Genomic DNA, 19,013 nt, shown 5'->3' with positions numbered 1-19,013 from the left:
GCTCGCCGCTCTGGGCCTGGACGTGCGCGAGGGCCGCCTCGTCCGTCCCCGTCCCTCACCCGGCTCGTGGGTGCTGGTGGGACTGCTGGTAGGCACCGTGGTCCTGCTGGAAGCCAGAGGGCCGGCGCTCGGGCTGCGGATGACGCATGAGTACCTGGCCGAGCAGCTCGGAGGCGTGCGGGACACGGAGCACTTCCGCCTGCACTACCCGCGCGGGATGGATCGCGAGGCCGTGGAGCGGCTGGTGAGGGATCTCGAGTTCCGCCACCGCCAGCTCTCCCAGTTCCTGGGAGGTGCCCCCCCGGAGCGGATCCGCGTCTACCTGTACGGGAAGGACGAGGACAAGCAGGCGCTGGTGGGCGCTGGGAGGACGCAGTTCGCCAAGCCGTGGCTCTATGAGCTGCACATCAACGATCGGCCCTTCCCTCACACCAGCCTGCACCACGAGCTGGCGCATGTGATGGCGGCGCCCGCGGGCAGCGGTCCGTTCCGCGTCACCACGCGCTTCGGGCTCTGGCCGTTGATGGGGGTGATCGAGGGCTTCGCGGTGGCGGCGGACGATCCCGTCCAGGGCGAGCTCACGCTGCACCAGTGGGCCGCTGGCATGCGCCGCCAGAAGCTGGCCCCGGACATGCGCAAGCTGATGGGCACCGAGGGCTTCTACCAGGCGGCGCCCACGCGGGCGTACACGGTGGCGGGCTCCTTCCTGCGCTACCTGGCGGACACCTACGGCGCGGAGAAGGTGCGCACGCTCTACGCCCACGCGGACTTCCAGCAGGCCTATGGACGCTCGCTGGACGATCTCGTCACCGAGTGGGAGCGCTCCCTGGACGCGCTGCCGCTGGACGAGGCGGCCATCAGCCGCGCCTTCCTGCGCTTTCGCACCGGCGCCCTCTTCACCCGCGCCTGCGCCCGCGAGGTGGCAAGGCTCCAGAAGGTCGCCCAGGACGCGCTCTCCAGCGATCCGCAGGAGGCGCTCGAGCTCTACCGGCGCTCCGCGGACCTTCAGCCCGAGGAGCCCACCTATGTCATGGGCCAGGCCCTGGCCCTGGATCAGCTCGACCGCACCACCGAGGCCGCCCAGTTGCTGGCCACCCTCGCTCAGCAGCCCAAGGTGAAGGAGCAGCCGGCCCTGGAGGCCGAGGTGGTGATGGACCAGGCGGACATGGCCCTGCGCCTGGAGAAGCTGGACGAGGCGAAGCAGTACCTGGAGCGGGTGCTCGCGCTGGCCCCCAGCCCCGAGCTGACCCGCTCGGCCCAGATCAAGCTCGCCTCGCTGGACTCCCCCTCGCGCCTGAGCACCGTGGAGCGCTTCTTCCGCTCGCGCAAGGAGGAGCTGCGCCTGCTGTACCTGTCCCGCTCCCTGGAGACATCCCAGCGAGATCCCTACCTCCACTACCTGATGGGCCGACGGCTGCAGCAGGTGGGAGATCCCACCCTGGGGCGGGAGCACCTCTCCCTGGCCCTGGCGTCCGGCGGAGAAGCACTGCCCGAGGCCATCCGCCGGGAGGCGCTCAAGATGCTGGTGGAGTCCTCCTACCTGGCCGGGGACTGCGGCGCGGTGCGGCATGAGGTGGGCGCTCTGCCGGATTTTGGACCCGCCTTCCGGAAGGCGGCCTCCGAGTGGGGCGCCCGATGTGACTTCGAGGATGCAGCCTTCCACGGACCTCTGGTACCCCGGCAGGCTTTCCGCTAGACGCAGGCGCCATACCCACAGGAGGGCGTATGCGGTTCGAATCGCGGCAACGGATCACGGGGACGGTGGACGAGGTAGAGCGCGCGATGCTCGACCCGCGGTACTTCGACTTCCTCCTCCAGCACCACGGCGTGCTGCTCGAGGTGCAGCCGCTCGAGGTCAAGGACGAGGGTGACAAGGTGCGCCGCAAGGTGCGCTACCGCCCCAAGCCCGTCATCGCGACGATCGGCCCCAAGCGCGTGCCTCCCGAGTGGTTCGCCTTCGTCGAGACGTCCACCTACGACAAGAAGCGCAAGGAGCTCACCTTCACCAACGTGCCCACCTCTCACACCATCTCCAAGATGCTGGTGAACACGGGCACGCTCCGGCTGCGCGATGTCGGCGGGGCCACGGAGCGGACGATGGACGGAGAGATCTCCCTCAAGCTGCCGCTGCTGATGAAGCCGCTGGCGATGATCGGTGAGAGGATCATCCAGTCCGAGGGCCTGAAGATCCTGGACGGCGAGGCGCCGGTGCTCAACCGCTTCATCTCCGAGGTGCTGCGCAAGGGCTGAGACGCCCTCCCTCCAGGCTGGGGAATGAGTTGACACCAGCGCGGTTGCACCCCTAGAGGCGACCGCACCATGAACTTCCGAGCCCTTCTCGTCCTTCCCCTGTTGCTGGCCGTTGCCTGCACGCCCCGGCGCATCCCGGGCACCGAGCTGGCGGACACCGACGACACGCGCGCCATCCTCGCCATTATGGAGCGCTACCGCACCGGGCTGGAGGCCCGTGATGCCAAGGCGATCCAGTCGCTCGTCTCCGAGGACTTCAAGGAGGATGGCGGCACCGAGAATCCCGAGGACGATCTCACCTACGCCAACTTGCCCGAGCACCTGTCCAACCTCTTCGAGAAGGTCGACAGGCCGAAGGTGGAGCTGAGCGTGCGCAAGGTGGACATCGAGGAGGACGCGGCCACCGCCATCTACTTCTGGAACGCGAGCTGGCGGATGCCCTCGCTCACCAGCCGGCCCCAGAGCGACTCCGAGCTGGAGCAGATGCACCTGAAGAAGGTGAAGGGCGAGTGGAAGATCGTCTCCGGCATCTGACGCGAGCAACGGCTCGCGCTCACAGCCCCAGGAGCGCGAGGAAGCCCGCGGGCCCCAGGGCGTCCAGCGCCCGCGCCCGCGCCAGGTAGGTCCGGAAGTCCTTGCGCGTGAGCTGCTCGGGGGGAAGCGGCGACAGGTGGAAGTCGCGGATGCGGCTGGCGCTGTAGCGCACGGCCCCGAAGAGCGCGTGGCCGAAGAGGTTCTCGCGCTCCACCGCCGCCAGCGGCCGCGCGTCCTGGTAGCCACGGATGAACGTCCTGCACAGCTCCGGCAGGTACGCGCCGTTGTCGAAGCACCAGGCATTGAGGGTGATGGCCACGTCCAGGCCGTAGCTGTCCTTGCAGGCCATCTCGAAGTCGAAGAAGGCCCCCACCCGATCCGCCAGCCACTTCACATTGTCCATGAAGAGGTCCGCGTGGATGACGCCGCGGGGCTCCAGGCCCTGGCCCCGCTGCCCCTCCGCCCGCTCCAGGTGCTCCTCCAGCTCCTCGGCGACGGTGGCCACCTCGTCGTCCTTGTGGCGCCGCAGCCCGGCCAGCCAGCTGCGCACCTGCCCGGCGCTGTACGGGTTGTCCCGGCTGCCTCCGAAGGACTGGGTGATGCGGTGCATCTTCCCCAGCTCCAGCCCCAGGCGCTCGAGGTGATCCGGGGTGAGCTGGGGGCGCCGCAGCTCCTCGCCGGCCAGCCACTTGAAGAGGCTCACGCGCCCACCCTCCAGCTCCAGGAAGGGCCGCCCCTGCTTCGTCAGCAGCAGCGTGGGAGAGGGAAAGTGGGACTCGGTGAGGTGGGTCAGCAGCGCCGCCTCGAAGCGGAGATCCTCCGCCGAGCGAACCGTGGTGTGCCGGAGGAAGAGGCGGCCCTCGGGCGTGCGGATCCGGTGGTTGGTGTTGATGGAGCCCTCGGGGATGGTCACCACCTCCTGCACCGGCCCCAGCCCATACGCCTCGGACACCCGAGCAAACGCCTCGGGCTTCAGCTCCGTGTACACCGCCATCGCGCTTCCTCCCGGAGAGGACAGCCACTCAACCTTCCGCCGCCCCCCTCCGTTGACACCCAGAGGGGGCGGGCATATCTAGGCGCGGCTCTCTGATCAATATAAACGTCCGAAACCATTCAAACTTTCCTGGCGGGAGGCGGTCACGCATGGGTATGGCAGACGGCGGTAGCGTCGGGCAGCGGGACTGGAAGCGACGGGAGAGCCTGGCCAGCGCGCTGGTGCAGGTGGCGCTGGTGGCGCTGCTGCTGGGAGCCGCGGTGGCCTACGTCGTGCACCGGGGCAAGGTGCGCCAGGAGACGGACACGCGGCTGAAGACGGCCCAGGCGCAGGCCCAGCGCGGCAACCCGGCGGATCTGGAGAAGGCGCTGAAGGAGCTGGAGGCCCTGTTCGCCCTGGACGCGAGCGTGTACGGGGCGCACGCGCTGGCCGCGGATCTGCAGACCGAGCTGTGGCTGGAGCATCACCAGCCGGGCGCGGAGGCGAAGGCGCGCGAGCACCTGGCCCGCGCCGAGGCCCTGGAGTCCAAGGATGTGGAGCGCTACGGCGCCAAGGTGGTGCGCGCCCGGCTGCTGCTGGCCGAGGGCAAGGCGGCCGAGGCGGATCAGGTGTTGACGGCGCTCCGGGACCGCGGAGCCAGCAACCCAAGAATGTGGCTGGCCCAGGCCCGGGCGCTCCAGGCGCTTGGGAGCCTGCAGGCCGCGAGGCAGGCGTTCTCTCGCGCCACGGAGGCCGCCTGGAAGGATCCGCGCTACGCGGCGGCCTACGGGGAGGCGCTGCTCGAGGAGGGGCTGTTCGCCCAGGCCGGCGAGGCGCTGGGACGGGCGCTCTCGGCCAACCCGGAGCACCTCCACGCAAAGCTGACGGCGGCGCTCGCCCTCCTCTATATGCGGGAGAAGCCGGGCGACGCGGAGCGGGCGCTGGAGGAGGTGCAGGCGCGCGAGGCCGAGCTGACTCCGGCGCTGAAGGTGCGCGCGCTGACGGCTCGAGCAGAGCTGGCGCTGGCGCGCGGCAATCCCGAGGAGGCGATGAAGGCCGCGGACGCGGCGCTCGCCCTGCTCCCGGACGAGCCCTCTGCCCTCTTCGGCCGGGCCCGGGTGCTCGCGGCGCAGAAGGATGCAGGCGCTCGAGCCGCCTTCGAGGCGGCGATCTCGAAGCGCCGGACGGCCTCCCTGCTCTACCTGGAGGGCGCCAAGTCGCTCCAGCAGGCGGGGGATGGGGCCGGGGCGCTGGCGCTGCTGGATGCGTATGAGGCCGTCTTCCGGGAGGTGCAGGTGTCCGCGGGCGAGGGCAAGACGGTGAGCGCGCTGGAGCGGGACGATCGCTACTGGCTGGCAAGAGGCGGCCTGCTGGAGACGGCGGGCCGACAGGCCGAGGCGCAGGCGGCGTATGACCGGGCGATCGCCGTGAAGGGCCCCTCGCTGGCGCGCGCGCAGTACGCCAAGGGCTCACTGCTGCTGGCGCGCAAGGACTACGCCGGGGCGCGCGAGGTGCTGGCGGCGGTGACTCCCGAGACGGGCGCGGGCCCCTTGCCGGATGCCTATGCGGCGATGGGCGAGGCCCTCTTCGGCCAGGGTGAGTACGCCACGGGGCTGCAGCACCACTACGTCGCGCTCAGCCGGGAGCGTGCCCGGAAGGTGCCCCTCGAGCAGCTCCAAGCGCGGGCGGACGAGATCGGCAAGCGCCTGACGGCCGCCGGGCAGCCCAACATGGCCAAGGCGTGGAAGACCGAGACGGACTCCCTGCTCAGGTAAGGAAAAAGGGCCCGCGGCTGCCCACGGGCCCTTCCCTGAACCTCACACGAAGCAGCGGCGCTTAGGTGCCAACCCCTTCGCCGCAGATGGTGAAGGTCCTCAGCGGGGCGAGGTGGCCCTCGGCGTTCCCCGTCATCGAGCCGGCGTAGATGCCGCCATCAAAGCTCCCGTTGCTGAAGTGGACGTCAGCGAAGGGAGCCAGCACGGTGCCGAAGAAGCCGTAGTTGTACGCGGTGATGTTCGTGGCGTCCGGGAAGTTGAAGAGGACGCTCCGCGCATCGGCGCCGCTGTAGGCGTTGGCGAAGTTGGCAACGGTCGCCGAGAAGCCCAGGACGTTGATGACGGCGACGGAGTCCGTCGGGATGTTGAGGGAGAAGTACCGGGTGTTGCTCAGCTGGCTGGCCGGCACCCAGAAGACGTTCACCCGCGGATGGCTGCCCTGCAGGAACAGCCCACCCCAGGACTGGAAGTGCGTCGTCCCGGTCCTGTCCAGCGAGGCGAGCTGCATGGACAGCGTCTGCAGCTCGTCCGCGCGCGTCCACCAGTCCAGGGCCTCGGCCTGCGACAGGGAGCCCCGGGCGAACGTCACCGTGCCGTCGGCCGTGGTGCTGCCCACGTAGTGCGCGTTGCCGAACACGCCGCCGTGGCGGATGTTCAGGTTACCGCCGGCCACCAGCGAGTTCTCGGGATCGTCGGCCGGAACCTCCGCGCCCACGGTGAAGTGCTCCATGGTGATGTTGCCGCCAGCCGCCACCTTGCCGCGCACGTCCGTGCCGCCGGTGTAGTCCCCGAGCACCAGGAGGTTGTAGTCGTTGAGCTCGACCTCCCGGCACACCTCCGAGACGGGGGTGATCGAGATGACGACGGTCCGGGCCGCCTCGTAGTTGTTGGCCCGGTCCTTCGCGTAATACGTGAGCGTCGTCGTCCCCATGTTGGTGATGACCGGCACGTAGACGGAGGAACCCGCTCCCGTGCCGCTGCCTGTCTGCGCTCCACTCAGCGACCAGTGGATGCTCTCGACCCCGGCTGCGTCATCCGTCGCCGTGATGAGGATGGAGACGTTGTTGTGGTAGTTGCCGTTCGCATCCGGCGTCTGCTCGATGAAGACGCTGCTCACCGGCGGCGTCGCGTCAGCGCTGCTCAGTGCCTGGGCCATGCCCCCCTTCTCATCCGAGCCGGACGGGTCAGGCGCACCACACGCAGTGAAGGCAAGAAATACAAACCCAAGGATGGACTGTCTCTTCACGGAATTTCTCCTCCCTGACTCGACCACCGCACCGCGGGGCGAGGCATAGGATCAGTTTGCCTTTATCCGATACACCTGTATTCCAGGAATACGGTACGCCCCCTGTATCGCTGCATCTGGCAGCTTAGTGGATTAACGCGACCAACAACCATATGAAGTGTTGTGTGATCTTTCCGCCTACAAAGGCTAACAGGTCGATAAGGAATTCCTGTATTTCTCGTCTCTGATGCTTTTAATGGTTTTAGTCGCACGGGCAGTGCAGCGGCCCAGACCGCAAAACCAAACAAGAACAGGAAAACAGGGATAAGAGATCGCCTGCGCGCGAGGGGCGCCCATCTGTGCGGTGGTCAACAGGAGGGCGGCGAGCGCCCTCGGCCGTCACTCGCCGGTGTGCTGCCGCGCCATCTCCCGGCCGCGCTTCTCGTTCACGAAGAGTGCGATCACGAGGGAGATGAAGAAGAAGAGCACGCACAGCAGGATCGAGCCCCGGAGCCCCAGGTGGATCTGGAGGAAGCCCAGGCTCATCAGGCCGAAGATCGCGGACAGCTTTCCGAACAGGCCCCAGAAGCCGTAGAACTCGCCGGCCTTGGACTCGGGGCTGAACACGCCCACCATGGCGCGCGCCGCGGACTGGGTGGAGCCCAGGCAGAGCCCCGCGAGGGCGCCGATGCTGAGGAAGACGGACTCCGTCTTCCACTGAGTGCCGAGCACCCCGTTGAGCCACTCCGTCAGGCCCGGCGCGCCCCAGAGGAGCACCACGGCCAGCATCCAGATGACCAGCGTGATGCTGTAGGTCCGCTTGTCACCGATGCGGTCCTGGATGAAGCCGAAGAGCCAGGCACCCGCCGCTGCGGAGATGTTGGTGAGCACGAACATGGCCGCCTGGGAGGAGGCGCTCCAGCGGATCACCTGATCGCCGTAGATGAAGGCGAAGCTGATGACGATGGAGAGCCCGGCGTAGGCGAAGAAGAACGAGAAGAGGAAGACGATCAGGTCGCGGAAGTCTCGCAGCTCGCGCAGCGTCCGGCCCAGGCGGCGGAACCCGGCGCCCAGGTAGCTCTCCCCGGGCGGGAGGAGCCTCGCGGTGCCGCGCTCCTTCAAGAGAAGAAAGGTCGGGATGCCGGCCAGCAGGAAGAAGCCACCGGTGAGCGGCCCGATCAGCCGCACGCCATCAAGGTTGCTCGCATCATGGGGGGTGGTGATCAGGAACACGAGAGCGGTGGACAGCAGGCCACCCAGGTAGCCGACGCCCCACGCGATCCCGGAGATCTTCCCCAGATCCTCCGGAGGGCCCAGGTCGGGCAGGAACGACGAGCTGAAGTTCTCTCCCACGGAGAAGCCGTAGTTGGAGAGCACGATGAGGAGGAAGCAGAGCGCCACCGCGCCAGGCGTGACGAAGTACAGCGCGGAGGTGGCCGTCACCGTCAGCAGGTAGCTGGCGAAGAGGAACTTCTTCTTGGCCGCGCTGAAGTCCATGAGGGAGCCCAGCACCGGCCCGCTCAGCGCCACCAGCAAGAGGCTGGTGGAGAGCGCGACGCTCCAGAGGAAGTTCCCCTCGCGCTCGTCCCCGACGATCAGCTTGGGGAAGAGCACGCTGAAGGCCACGGTGATGATGACGGTGGTGTAGGACGAGTTGGCGAAGTCGAACATCGCCCACCCGAAGAGCTCCCGGAAGGGCGCGCGCTTTGTGCTCATCGACGGAAGGCTCCTGTGCTCAGAACAGCTCGGTGGGATCTACGCGGCGATCGCGCGCCTCCACCACCCGCCACTCCCCATCCTGCTCCTTCTCGAAGGAGCCCTCGACGCTCCAGGCGTCGATCACGCTCTCCCGAGCCAGCTGCTCCAGTTCCTGCGCCTCCGAGCGCGCGAAGATGAACCTCACGGCGAAGTCTCCTCGGGTGGGAGACACCTCCGTCACCTCCAGCCCCGTGTGGAAGATGCGGACCCACTGCCCGCGCAGCACCTGGGCCAGCAGCACGCCCTTCACCTGATCCTTGCCCCAGCCCCGGCCGGCCTTGAAGCGCTCGGAGACGCCCTCCATCACCGCGCTCACGTCCTTCTCCTCGGCCGAGCGCGTCATCTCGATGATCTTCCGGGTGATGGCCTCTTCGACGGATGGCTCCTCGTTGGGCCACAGCGCGAGCACCAGGCCACCGGCCAGCAGCGCCAGCGCCAGCCCTATCACCCGCGAGCGCGGGAGCGTCACGGAGGCCCTCGCTGGCTCACGCCGCCCCAGCCGAGTCTGCCTCGATCACCAGCTCGTCCGCGTCGATGATCTCCGCGGGCCGCAGCGCCTCGGCCGTCTGCTTCTGCCGCCGCTCCGAGAGCAGATCCAGGTACGTCTTCACGGAGGGGTACTCCCTCACCAGCTCGCCGAAGGCCGCGCGCTCCATGAAGGCGGTGGCCGTCTTGCGCGTGGCCACCACCGTGGCCGTCGCAGGCGTGCCCGCCAGCAGGGAGATCTCCCCCGCCACCTCGCCCTCGCGCAGCACGCCCAGGCTCACCACGCCGCCGGCCGGATCCTCCTTCTGCACCACCAGCTCGCCGGCCAGCACCAGGAACAGGCCCGGCGCCAGCTCGCCCTCCGTGAGCGCCTTGTCCCGCGGCTGCAGCGCCCGGAACGTGAAGCGCCCCAGCAGCGCGGCCCGCTCGGACTCCGGCAGCTGCTGGAAGAGCGGCGAGGTGGCCATCATGTTGCGCGCCATGCGCTGCTGCGCGAACTCGGCCAGCACCTGCGGCACCGAGGGGAAGGTGCGCGCCACCGCGTTGAGGTGCTCGCGGCGGATCTCGAACACCTCCGTGTCCACCGTCGTGCTCACCGAGGCCGTGGGCGGCGTGCCGGTGATGAGCGACAGCTCTCCGAAGATGGAGCCACCGCCCAGCCGTCCCAGCGTCTTGCGCTGCCCGTCCACCAGCCGCGTCACCTCCGCCTTGCCCGCGACGATGACGTGCAGGCTGTCTCCCACATCCCCCTCCTGGCTGATGACGGTGTCCGGCGGCAGGCTCTTCCACGTCATCCGCTGCACCAGATCCAGGAACACCTCCCGATCCAGATCCGCGAAGAGCGGCAGGGGGGGCCGGCTGCTCGGATCCGCCACGCCGCCCGTGTCCGGCGCGGCCAGCACCTCGAGGGCGCGGGCGATGAGCTCCTCGCCCATCAGCTCCAGCAGATCCGCCTCCACCTTGCCCTCGAACATCGTGTCCGGAGGCAGCGGCGGAGGCACGGAGGCACGGCCGGGGGCGTTGCGAGCCGCGCGTGCGTGGAGGCGCGCCAGCGTGTCCTTCAGCCGGCGCTCCTGGGGCGCCATCTCCAGCGCCAGCTTGCAGGCGGCCATGGAGGACAGCAGGTAGTCGCGCTTGAGGAGCCCCTCCGCGCAGGCGTGGTACGCCGTCACCGCGCGCTCCCGCTCTCCCAGCTCGGCCAGGCAGCGCGCCGCCAGCATGCGAGAGCGGTGGTCCGCGGGCCGACGACGGACAGACTCGGCGAACACGGCGAGGGCGCGCTCGAACTGGCGCTCCTCGATCAGGTCCATCCCGAGCTCCCGCAGCGACGATTCACTCATGCTGGCTCTCCCCGAAGCAGATCCATGAAGGCTGCTGATGGGGCGGCACCTTAGCGCACCCTCAGGCCCTCAAGGACTCAGTTCATTCAGCTGAGCCTGCGCCTTCTCCCGGAGCTCGGAGCCTTCTTCGGCCGTGTCGATGACAATCCTGAATTTTTCCGCTGCGGAGCGAGGATCCCGGTCCTTCTCGATGTAGGCGCGCTCGTAGAGCTCGTTCACCTTGCCCTGCATGTTGGTGAGCGCCTCGCTGGCGCGCGAGTCCCCGGGGTTGAGGCGCAGCGCCTCGCGGAAGTGGCCGCCCGCGCTGGCAATGTCGTTGCGTGCCAGGGCGGACTTGCCCGCGCGCACGGAGGCCTCGGCGAGCTGCTCGCGGATGGCGTCCAGCATCGCGCCCTTGAAGCCGATCTGGCGGTAGAGCTCCTCGGACTTCTTCAAGGGCCGGACGGCCGTTTCCATCGAGTTGGCCTGGACCTTGCGCTGCGCATCCGTAAAGGAGCGGGCGAACTGGGGGATGAGCCGCTTGAGGCTCTTGGCACGCTCGCGGATCTCATCATCGCCCTTGTGGGCCTCGATGACGCGATCGCACTCGAGCACCGCGCGCTCGTAGTCGCCGTTCTCGAACTTGCGCTCCACCGCGTCGAAGGCCTCGGCGATGAACTGCGCACGCCGCTCCGCCGCCCGCTTGGCCGCCAGCACCTTGTTGGTGCGCTCCAGCTTCTCCTGCTCCGCGGCCTCCTTGGCCCGCGCCTCCTGCAGCTCCGCCAGCTTGTCGCGGTAGAGCGGCTGGGCCTCGGAGGGCAGCTTCGGGATGAGGGCACGCAACCCCTCCAGGTCATTGGCCGCGAGCAGCTCCTCCGCCCGCTTCTTGTAGAAGGTGGCCTCGGCCTCCGTCAGCTCCTTCTCGAGCAGCGCGCGCTCCTCGTCGCTCTTGGCGGTGGTGCCTGGGGGCGCCTCCTCCAGCTTCTGGCGCGCCCCCTGGTAGTTGCCCTCGGTCATCAGCGCGCGCACCGCCTGGAAGGCCTCCATGACGGCCGCCTCGGCCTGGGCCGCCTTGGCCAGCCCCTCCTCGTCAATGCCCGGCTTGAGCCGCTCCGCATCCTCGATGAGCTTGACGGCCTCGGCGTACTCGCCGTCCCGGATCGCGTTGCGCGCCGCCTGCAGCTTCACGATGGCCAGCTGCTCCTTGGGATCGATCGGGGGCGGAGCGGGCGGATCCTTCTTGACGATGAAGATGATCATCACCACCAGCATGACCACCGCGAAGACACCTGCGCCGCCGATGTAGAGGACCTTCTTGTCGCCGAGCTTGCCCTGCCCCCGGCGGGTAGGCACCGCGGCCATGCCGTCGGGCACGGAGCGGATCTGGGTGCCCTCCTTGAGGCGGGGATCGTTCGGATCCACGTCCGCCTTGCCCGCCGCGGAGGCGTTGGCAGCCTCCTCCTTCTTCTTGGCGGCCTCCTCCTCCTTCTTCTTGGCGGCCTCCTCGGCCTTCTTCTTGGCCTCGGCCTCCTTGGCATCCTGCTCCGCCTGGAACTGCTTGACGGCCTCCAGCTCATCCACGAAGCGCAGCAGCGTGCGGCCGATGGCGATCTCGTCGCCGTGCTTGAGCAGCTTCTCTTCGACGCGCTCGTCGTTGACCTTGGTGCCGCTGGCGCCGCCCAGATCCCGCATCATCGTGCCGGTGTCGCCGTGGATCAGCTCCAGGTGGCGGCGGGACACGGCCTGATCGCTCAGCTTCAGGTCCACATCCTTGCCGCGCCCCACCACCATGCGCACGCTCTTGAAGCGCTTCTTCTTGCCGGCGTCCGGGCCCTCGAGCACCAGGAGCGAGATGGGCGGCCCCGCGCGCGTGGAGTCCGGGTTGTCGTCGTCCTCCTCTTCGATGGGCTCCTCCCCTCCCTCGTCCATCTCGCGGAACTCCTTGGAGACGACGCGGGGATCGTCCGCGACGGGCGTGCCCTCGGGGGGATCCCCCTCCTCACCCTCGGACGGGTAGTGGTTGGAGGTGTAGTACTCCTGCTCCGCAGCGGGATCCTCGGGGACTTCGTCCGGCACCGGCGGCGCAGGCCGGCTCTTCCTCGCGCGGCTCGTGTAGTAGGGCGAGGGCTTGAGCTCGGTGTGATCGTTCTTCGACGCGCCACCTGAGGGCTTCGAGGAATCCGCGCGGGAAGAGGTCGGTCGGCGAGGGGGCATGGGTGTAGGCCAGTCTGCGAGGCCGGAGCATCTTAGAGCGCCCGCCCGGCCAGGGGAATGCGAACGGGGCCTTCTTGGAACACTCGGAGTGCGTTGGCCGTTGCCGGTGGGATACGGCCCCGTTAGGGTCCACCCCCACTTTTCTAGTGTCTTTGGAGAATACGAATGCCCCCTGCGACAGCGAGGACGAAGCGCCCCACCCCGGCTCAGCTGGCCCCTCTGGCCACCCGGCAGGTGGTGGCAGCCCCCCTGCTGCCCCAGCCGCTGATCGAGCGCCTGCTGGCGGTAGCCATGGAGCGAGGGGGCGAGCTTGCGGAGGTGTACATCGAGCGGGCCCTGCTCACGGCGGTCATCCTGGAGGAGTCGCGCATCAAGAGCGCCCAGACCGGGCTGATCCAGGGTGTGGGCATCCGCGTCATCTCCGGCGCCAAAGTGGGCTACGCGTACTCGGATGACCTGGATGAGGCGGCGCTGCTGCGAGCGGCGCGCACGGCGGCGATGATCGCACAGGGGGGCGGCTCGGAGCAGAGCTTCAAGGTGAGCCGGACGCCATCGCCCAGCTACTACAAAGTCTCCCTGCCGCTGGCGGACGTGGACGTGGCGCTCAAGGCGGAGCTGGTGCTGCGGGCGGACAAGGCGGCGCGGCGGTTTGATTCGCGGGTGAAGCAGGTGAACGGCAGCTACGTGGACAACACCAAGCGGATCGCGGTGGCCAACACGCTGGGCCACTACACCGAGGACACGCAGGACCTGTGCCGCATCGGCATCCAGGTGGTGGCCGAGGGGAAGAACAAGGAGCGGCGCACGGGCTTCTATGGTGGCGGTGGCCGGGTGTCCTTCAGCCACTTTGACGCCTTCACGCCGGAGCAGGTGGGGCGCGAGGCGGCGCGGCAGGCGGTGGCCACGCTGGGGGCCGCGGAGTGCCAGGCGGGCCCGCAGACGGTGGTGCTGGCGCCGGGCTGGAGCGGCATCCTGCTGCACGAGGCGGTGGGCCACGGCCTGGAGGCGGACTTCATCCGCAAAGGCACGTCGCTGTTCGCGGGGAAGGTGGGCGAGAAAGTCGCCTCGGACCTGGTCACCGTGATTGACGATGGGACGGTGGCCAACAGCCGTGGCTCCATCAACGTGGACGACGAGGGCGTGCCGGGCGAGCGCAAGGTGCTGATCGAGAAGGGCGTGCTCAAGGGCTACATGTACGACAGCCTGAACGCGAAGCTGATGGGGCAGCGCTCCACGGGCAGCGGGCGGCGCGAGTCCTTCAAGAGCATGCCGCTGCCGCGGATGACGAACACGTACCTGGCGCCGGGCGATCACTCGCCGGAGGACATCCTCAAGGAAGTGAAGCGCGGGCTGTACTGCGCGCACTTCGGCGGCGGGCAGGTGGACATCACCAATGGCAACTTCGTCTTCGAGGTGAGCGAGGCGTACCAGATCGAGGACGGGAAGATCGGCCGGCCGGTGAAAAACGCGATCTTGATTGGAGTGGGCCCGGAGGCGCTGAAGAACGTCTCGCGCGTGGGGTGCGATCCGATGCCGGACCCCGGCATGGGCACGTGCGGCAAGGACGGCCAGAGCGTCCCGGTGGGTGTGGGGCTGCCCACGCTGCGGATCGACAACATGACGGTGGGCGGGACGAAGGTCTCGTGAGGGGACAGACCGTGAACAACTACGAGCAGCTCGCGAAGAGGATCGTCCAGCGCGCGAAGAAGAAGGGCGCGAAGCAGGCGGAGGCGTTTCTGGAGGTGGGGCGGCAGAGCAGCTGCCGCGTGCGGGACGGGGAGATCGAGGATCTGACGGAGGCGGCCAGCAAGGGCGTGGGCCTGCGGGTCATCACGAAGGACAACCGGCTGGGCTTTGCGTACACGTCGGACTTCGAGCCTGCGTCGGTGGACAGCTTCGTGGATCGAGCGCTGCGTCTGGCGCAGACGGCGGCGCCCAACAAGCTCAACGGGCTGCCCTCGGCGAAGGAGCTGGGCAAGCTTGGGGAGACGGGCGAGCTGTACGATCAGGCGGTGGCGGGGCTGGCAGGGGACTGGAAGATCAAGGCCGCACTGGAGATGGAGAAGGCGGGCAAGGCGGTGGACGCGCGCATCACCACCTTCGCCAGCGTGGGCGCGGGGGACTACGTCTCGGAGGTGTATGTCGCCTCCAGCGAGGGCGTGTCCGCGGGCTACTCGGGCACGTACGTGTACCTCTTCGCCTCGCCGGTGGCCTCCGAGAACGGGCAGCTCCAGACGAGCTCCTGGCTGGACTACAAGCGCTTCCTGGGAGACCTGGACACGCCGGAGTCGGTGGGCCAGGAGGCAGCGCGGCGAGCGGTGCGGATGCTGGGGGCGCGGCGGGTGAAGAGCCAGCAGGTGCCGGTGATCTTCGATCCGCTCATGACGGCGTCGTTCGTGGGGAACCTGGCGGACGCGGCGGACGGGAACTCCATCTACAAGAACTCGAGCATCTTCGTCGGCAAGCTGGGCAAGCGGCTGGCGCCAGAGTCGGTGACGGTGGTGGATGACGGGCTGCTGAAGCGGGGCCTGGGCACGGCGCCCTTCGACGGAGAGGGAGTGGCCACCCGGCGCACGCCCCTGCTCGAGAAGGGGGTGCTGCGCAGCTACCTGTATGACTCGTTCACCGCGCGCAAGGCGAAGGCGAAGACGACGGGCAACGCGTCGCGGGGGTACAGCTCGCTGCCGCACATCGGGACGAACAACCTGTACCTGGAGCCTGGCACGCGGCCTCCGGAGGAGCTGATCCGCGAGGTGAAGAGCGGCTTCTACGTCACGGCGATGCTGGGGCGTGGGGCGGACGCGGTGACGGGCGAGTACTCGCGGGGCGCCAACGGGCTGTGGATCGAGAACGGCGAGCTGGCGTACCCGGTGCAGGAGGTGACGGTGGCGGGCAACCTGCTGCAGATGATGCAGGACGTGGATGCCATCGGCAGCGATCTCCAGTTCCGCGGCTCCGTGGGAGCGCCGTCGGTCCGCTTCAAGCAGCTCACGGTCTCCGGCGACTGACGGGCCAGTTCCAACCCGCCAGGTAGAGGTGGCTCGGGGCGGAGGCCTGGGCCCCCTCGCCACTGCTCAGCCAGTACCGGCGAGCGGCCACTCCTGACTGAGTCAGTACCGGCGAGCAGCCACTCCTGACTGAGTCAGTACCGGCGAGCGGCCACTTCTGACTGAGTCAGTACCGGCGAGCGACCACTGCTGACCCAGTTAGCACTGGACGCATCGCCCCTCGCGACGTCGACCCGTGTGAAGACGGGCACTTGGACACATGTCCCAAGGCGGGCCAGCCCTGGGTGCTGGGGACACAGCTCCGCCTACTGGTTCCGTCTCTGGGTGAAGGTCCGCATGTTCCGGACATGGGGCTCCACCGTAGGGACATGCAAGAGCCTGGAACTGTCATCCCCACGCGCACCCGTGCCGCACCGCTGTGGTAGCTTGCCCGACAAACCCAGGAGGTAGGCCCCATGAGCCAGGGCGTAGCGCTGTCGGCGGCACCGAAAAGGCGGGGGCGGCGGCGCCCCAAGGTGGCGGAAGTCGGGCCTGGCACCGACGTGGGCTCCTATATGGTGGAGGCTCCTCTGGGCTCTGGCGGCTTCGGCACCGTGTTCCGAGCACGGCGGGGTGGCCAGCTCTACGCGCTGAAGGTGTTGTCCCTGGCGGAGGTGGGGCCCTCGGCCATCCGCGAGGTGCTGGCGCTCTCGCGTGTGCACCACCGCCACGTGGTGGGCCTGCACGGCTTCTGGCAGTGGCCGGACCAGCAGCCTCAGTGCCTGGTGGTGGTGATGGAGTACGTGCAAGGGCGGCAGTTGGACGTGTGGGCGGGCACGGAGAACCCCTCGGCGCTGGGGGTGCTGCGCCTGGTGCTGGGAGTGGCGCGCGCGTTGGAGGCCGTGCACTCGGCCAGGCTGGTGCACTGTGACGTGAAGGAAGCCAACATTGTCGTGCGCGAGGAGGACGGGGAGCCCGTGCTGGTGGACTTTGGGGTGAGCGCTGGACAGCAGTCCTCACCGGGAGAGGGCGGCGGGCTGCCACCGGGCACGCCGGACTACCGCAGCCCCGAGGCGTGGCGGTTCTGGCGGGCGAAGAGTTGGGCCCAGGGCGAGCGTTACCAGCCTACGCCCGCGGACGACCTGTACGCGCTCGGGGTGGTGCTTTACTGGCTGTTGACGGAGGTGTGGCCCTTCGACACGAGTGACGCCGAGGGCATTGAGGAAGTGCTCAGGCGCGCGCCCAAGCCGCCGCACGAGCGCAACCCCCGAGTGCGGTTGAACTGCAGCTCGAACTCCTCGTGGGAGAAGGCTGGGTAGCGGAGGGCGCAACGTTGGTGGATGCGCGGGGGAGCGAACTGCGCGTGCTGCCCGTCTGGCAGGAGGCCCGCTCCTCGGCGTGGTGGCCGCACGTCATTGTAGAGGCCGAGGCGGAGAGCCACGAGGCCCAGGGTCCCTACACCCTCAAGCTGTGGGAGGCGGGGGGGAAGCGCAGCCTCACGATGGACGGCGTGATCTTCCCACCCCTTTCTGATGCTCCTGCACGCTAAGCCCGCCACTGCTCAACGAGCGGGGTTGGACCGCGGTATGCGCTGCGCCCGGATTCAACTCCAAGGCACGCGCATGCCGGTGCTCTCCTCAACGGTGTGAGGGTCTGATAGCACGCACGACATGAAGCCCGGACAGTCTTCCTCTCTCCTGATGCCTTCTTTCCTTCACGGTTCCTTCATGACCGTGGCCCGCCGGACCAGCAAGGAGGGCCACCGGTGCGGTGAACAGTACCTCAAGGACGGCTCCTTCTCCGCTCCTCGCGAGCTGCTGGAGGTGCCTCCCGGCGAGGTGGTCATCGCCCATGAGGTAGTCGATTTTCAGCGCGAGCGGCCCGCGTGGCGCCTGTACATGATTGCACGGGTGATGGGTGCCATGGCCGACGCATTGAATTGGCAGGACATAGCCCAGGTGAGATCCAAATACGAAGCAGCCAGCCTTGAGACAGCCTGGGGTGCTCTTTACTTCGCGGTTGAGCAACCAGGGGTATTACGCCCTGAGCGCGTTGCACGCCGACTTCAAGCGATGCTGCGCTTCTGGGAACCACTTCAATCCACAGGATACCTCTTTAAAGCCCACCCTGATGTACTGACGCTCGACGAGTTGATGACTGCCGCCTGCGAATGGGCCATGAACGCATGGTGCCCCGTGGACGACCGCCCTGTCCGGACCCGCTTGGAGCTCGCCGCTGAGCGAATGGCGCGGGCGACAAAGGAGGACTGCATGCAGGCCATTCTCCGCGAAATGCCGCGGGCCCTTGGATATGCCCGCGGCCTGAAACATGGGAATTTACTGGCCAATCCGTCTTTCCTGCGCGAGCGCCTTGAAATGCTTTCGCCAGAGGCATTCGAGCGTGTGTCCGGTGCATGCACTTCGGATCTTCTTGGGCTGCTGTATGCGTGGGACCGCGACTTGGGGAAGCAATAGCAAGGGCTTGAAACCAGGAGAGAGCGCGAAGCGCAAGGCCATCTTGCAGGCGAACTCCGAGGGGAGAACTGCGCGATGTAACCCCGCAGGGCGTGGTCTTCCCTCGGCCTCCGCATTCTACTGCACCCTGACTCCGCGCGTGCAAAGTGAGCGGAGGGGAGGCGCGCATGCATGCTGGCAACTGGCGGGCTACGTCCCAATGTTGGGTGGGCCTGCTCTCGCTGTGGTTGCTCACCGGATGTGCCACGTCCCCCGGCAAGCCACAGCCTGGCAAGCCATGGGCCCCGCACTGGGTTCCCTGGACGGTGAGGTACCGTCCTGCCACCCCGGAGGATGCGCCCGACACCGCTGCCGCCAGGAAACGCGCGCAGCACATCTCCAGCCCGTCACCTCGAATCCTCCTGGCGGCGAGCGACGGCCCCACATCCAGCCGCGAGTCCACTGGGCAGACCGTGCAGGGCTACAACGTTCCTGGCCGGAACCCGAGCTCGCAGGCGCCTTGGGAGTTCTTCCTTGGCAATGCCGCGCACCGATTGATTGCCTATATGTATGGCGTGAACCACCCAGGCAATCGTGTTTTCTATAATACAAAGAGAATCATTGATATCCTCGCCGAGACCGAAATCGGGGACACATCCCGCTTGCTTGCGGGGGAGCGCAACCTTCGACCAGACATCACCGATGTCACCGACATGACTGCGAAGGACGTCTTCGAAATCAAGCCCTGGAATGCTCAAGGACTTCAGGAGGGACGGCAGGAATTGCGGGTGTACCTGGCTGCGCTGAACCGGGCTGTGGCCCCGGGTCTGCTCTTCACTGGAGGCACGAACTTCCATGGCCAGATCCTGATCCGGTTCGCACAGGGGCAATACATCTGGCGCCTCGAGTGGCAGACCACCGAGCCAGGTGTCACCCAGTACCGGTGGACCCGCAGCCAGCAGCGTTTCGCGTCAGAGAGAGCGGCGTATGAGGCCGGGCAGTGGGTAGATCTCACCGTGGAGGAGATGCGCCAGTACGG

General features: G+C 68.0%; 16 protein-coding genes. 10 read left to right on the top strand and 6 right to left on the bottom strand.

Annotated features, from left to right (window positions below; genetic code table 11):
* From VD972_RS12725 to VD972_RS12715, 3 genes are all read left to right on the top strand, one after another.
* Positions 1-1,696: tetratricopeptide repeat protein (locus VD972_RS12725; protein ID WP_324985963.1), on the top strand; the 1,696-nt coding region annotated here is incomplete at its 5' end.
* Positions 1,697-1,725: 29 nt separating this feature from the next.
* Positions 1,726-2,250: a hypothetical protein gene (locus tag VD972_RS12720; protein WP_324985961.1), complete on the top strand. Its 525-nt coding sequence runs from the start codon at positions 1,726-1,728 to the stop codon at positions 2,248-2,250.
* A 69-nt stretch (positions 2,251-2,319) separates the two neighbouring features.
* Positions 2,320-2,784: a nuclear transport factor 2 family protein gene (locus VD972_RS12715; RefSeq protein ID WP_324985958.1), complete on the top strand. Its 465-nt coding sequence runs from the start codon at positions 2,320-2,322 to the stop codon at positions 2,782-2,784.
* Between the two features lie 19 nt (positions 2,785-2,803).
* On the opposite strand, the gene VD972_RS12710 is transcribed toward VD972_RS12715, so the two are convergent.
* Entirely contained in the window at positions 2,804-3,778 is a 975-nt protein-coding gene (locus VD972_RS12710; RefSeq protein WP_324985955.1) for a homoserine kinase, read from the bottom strand.
* Positions 3,779-3,927: 149 nt separating this feature from the next.
* Here VD972_RS12710 and VD972_RS12705 point away from each other — a divergent pair, with 149 nt between their 5' ends.
* Positions 3,928-5,532 (top strand): tetratricopeptide repeat protein, encoded by a 1,605-nt coding sequence (locus VD972_RS12705; protein WP_324985952.1) that lies wholly within the window; start codon positions 3,928-3,930, stop codon positions 5,530-5,532.
* Between the two features lie 61 nt (positions 5,533-5,593).
* Here the strand turns inward: VD972_RS12705 and VD972_RS12700 are convergent, their stop codons facing one another.
* The 5 genes from VD972_RS12700 to VD972_RS12680 all read right to left on the bottom strand — a co-directional run bounded on the left by VD972_RS12700 (position 5,594) and on the right by VD972_RS12680 (position 12,534).
* Complete coding sequence (locus tag VD972_RS12700) at positions 5,594-6,688, bottom strand: choice-of-anchor A family protein (RefSeq protein ID WP_324985948.1); 1,095 nt, start codon at positions 6,686-6,688, stop codon at positions 5,594-5,596.
* A 468-nt stretch (positions 6,689-7,156) separates the two neighbouring features.
* On the bottom strand, positions 7,157-8,473 hold the full coding sequence (locus tag VD972_RS12695; protein ID WP_324985945.1) for an MFS transporter: 1,317 nt from the start codon (positions 8,471-8,473) through the stop codon (positions 7,157-7,159).
* Between the two features lie 19 nt (positions 8,474-8,492).
* Positions 8,493-8,984: a hypothetical protein gene (locus tag VD972_RS12690; RefSeq protein ID WP_324985943.1), complete on the bottom strand. Its 492-nt coding sequence runs from the start codon at positions 8,982-8,984 to the stop codon at positions 8,493-8,495.
* A 16-nt stretch (positions 8,985-9,000) separates the two neighbouring features.
* Positions 9,001-10,341: a cyclic nucleotide-binding domain-containing protein gene (locus VD972_RS12685; protein ID WP_324985940.1), complete on the bottom strand. Its 1,341-nt coding sequence runs from the start codon at positions 10,339-10,341 to the stop codon at positions 9,001-9,003.
* Positions 10,342-10,410: 69 nt separating this feature from the next.
* On the bottom strand, positions 10,411-12,534 hold the full coding sequence (locus tag VD972_RS12680) for an FHA domain-containing protein (protein WP_324985937.1): 2,124 nt from the start codon (positions 12,532-12,534) through the stop codon (positions 10,411-10,413).
* Positions 12,535-12,699: 165 nt separating this feature from the next.
* Here VD972_RS12680 and VD972_RS12675 point away from each other — a divergent pair, with 165 nt between their 5' ends.
* From VD972_RS12675 to VD972_RS12650, 6 genes are all read left to right on the top strand, one after another.
* Positions 12,700-14,181 carry a TldD/PmbA family protein gene (locus VD972_RS12675; RefSeq protein ID WP_324985934.1) on the top strand — a complete coding sequence of 494 codons (1,482 nt, stop codon included), beginning with the start codon at positions 12,700-12,702 and terminating at the stop codon, positions 14,179-14,181.
* On the top strand, positions 14,178-15,542 hold the full coding sequence (locus VD972_RS12670; RefSeq protein ID WP_324985930.1) for a TldD/PmbA family protein: 1,365 nt from the start codon (positions 14,178-14,180) through the stop codon (positions 15,540-15,542). The genes VD972_RS12675 and VD972_RS12670 overlap by 4 nt, the downstream gene beginning before the upstream one ends.
* A 455-nt stretch (positions 15,543-15,997) precedes the next feature.
* Positions 15,998-16,840, top strand: a complete 843-nt coding sequence (locus VD972_RS12665; protein WP_324985928.1) for a serine/threonine-protein kinase — start codon at positions 15,998-16,000, stop codon at positions 16,838-16,840.
* 44 nt (positions 16,841-16,884) lie between these two features.
* Positions 16,885-17,070, top strand: a complete 186-nt coding sequence (locus VD972_RS12660) for a hypothetical protein (protein ID WP_324985925.1) — start codon at positions 16,885-16,887, stop codon at positions 17,068-17,070.
* 121 nt (positions 17,071-17,191) lie between these two features.
* Positions 17,192-17,995 carry a hypothetical protein gene (locus VD972_RS12655; RefSeq protein ID WP_324985922.1) on the top strand — a complete coding sequence of 268 codons (804 nt, stop codon included), beginning with the start codon at positions 17,192-17,194 and terminating at the stop codon, positions 17,993-17,995.
* 452 nt (positions 17,996-18,447) lie between these two features.
* The coding region (locus VD972_RS12650) for a hypothetical protein (protein ID WP_324985920.1) at positions 18,448-19,013 on the top strand (566 nt) is incomplete at its 3' end.

The organism is Hyalangium sp. (genome assembly GCF_035629615.1).
Lineage (GTDB): Bacteria > Myxococcota > Myxococcia > Myxococcales > Myxococcaceae > Hyalangium.
This window is presented reverse-complemented; position numbering and strand designations above follow the sequence as displayed.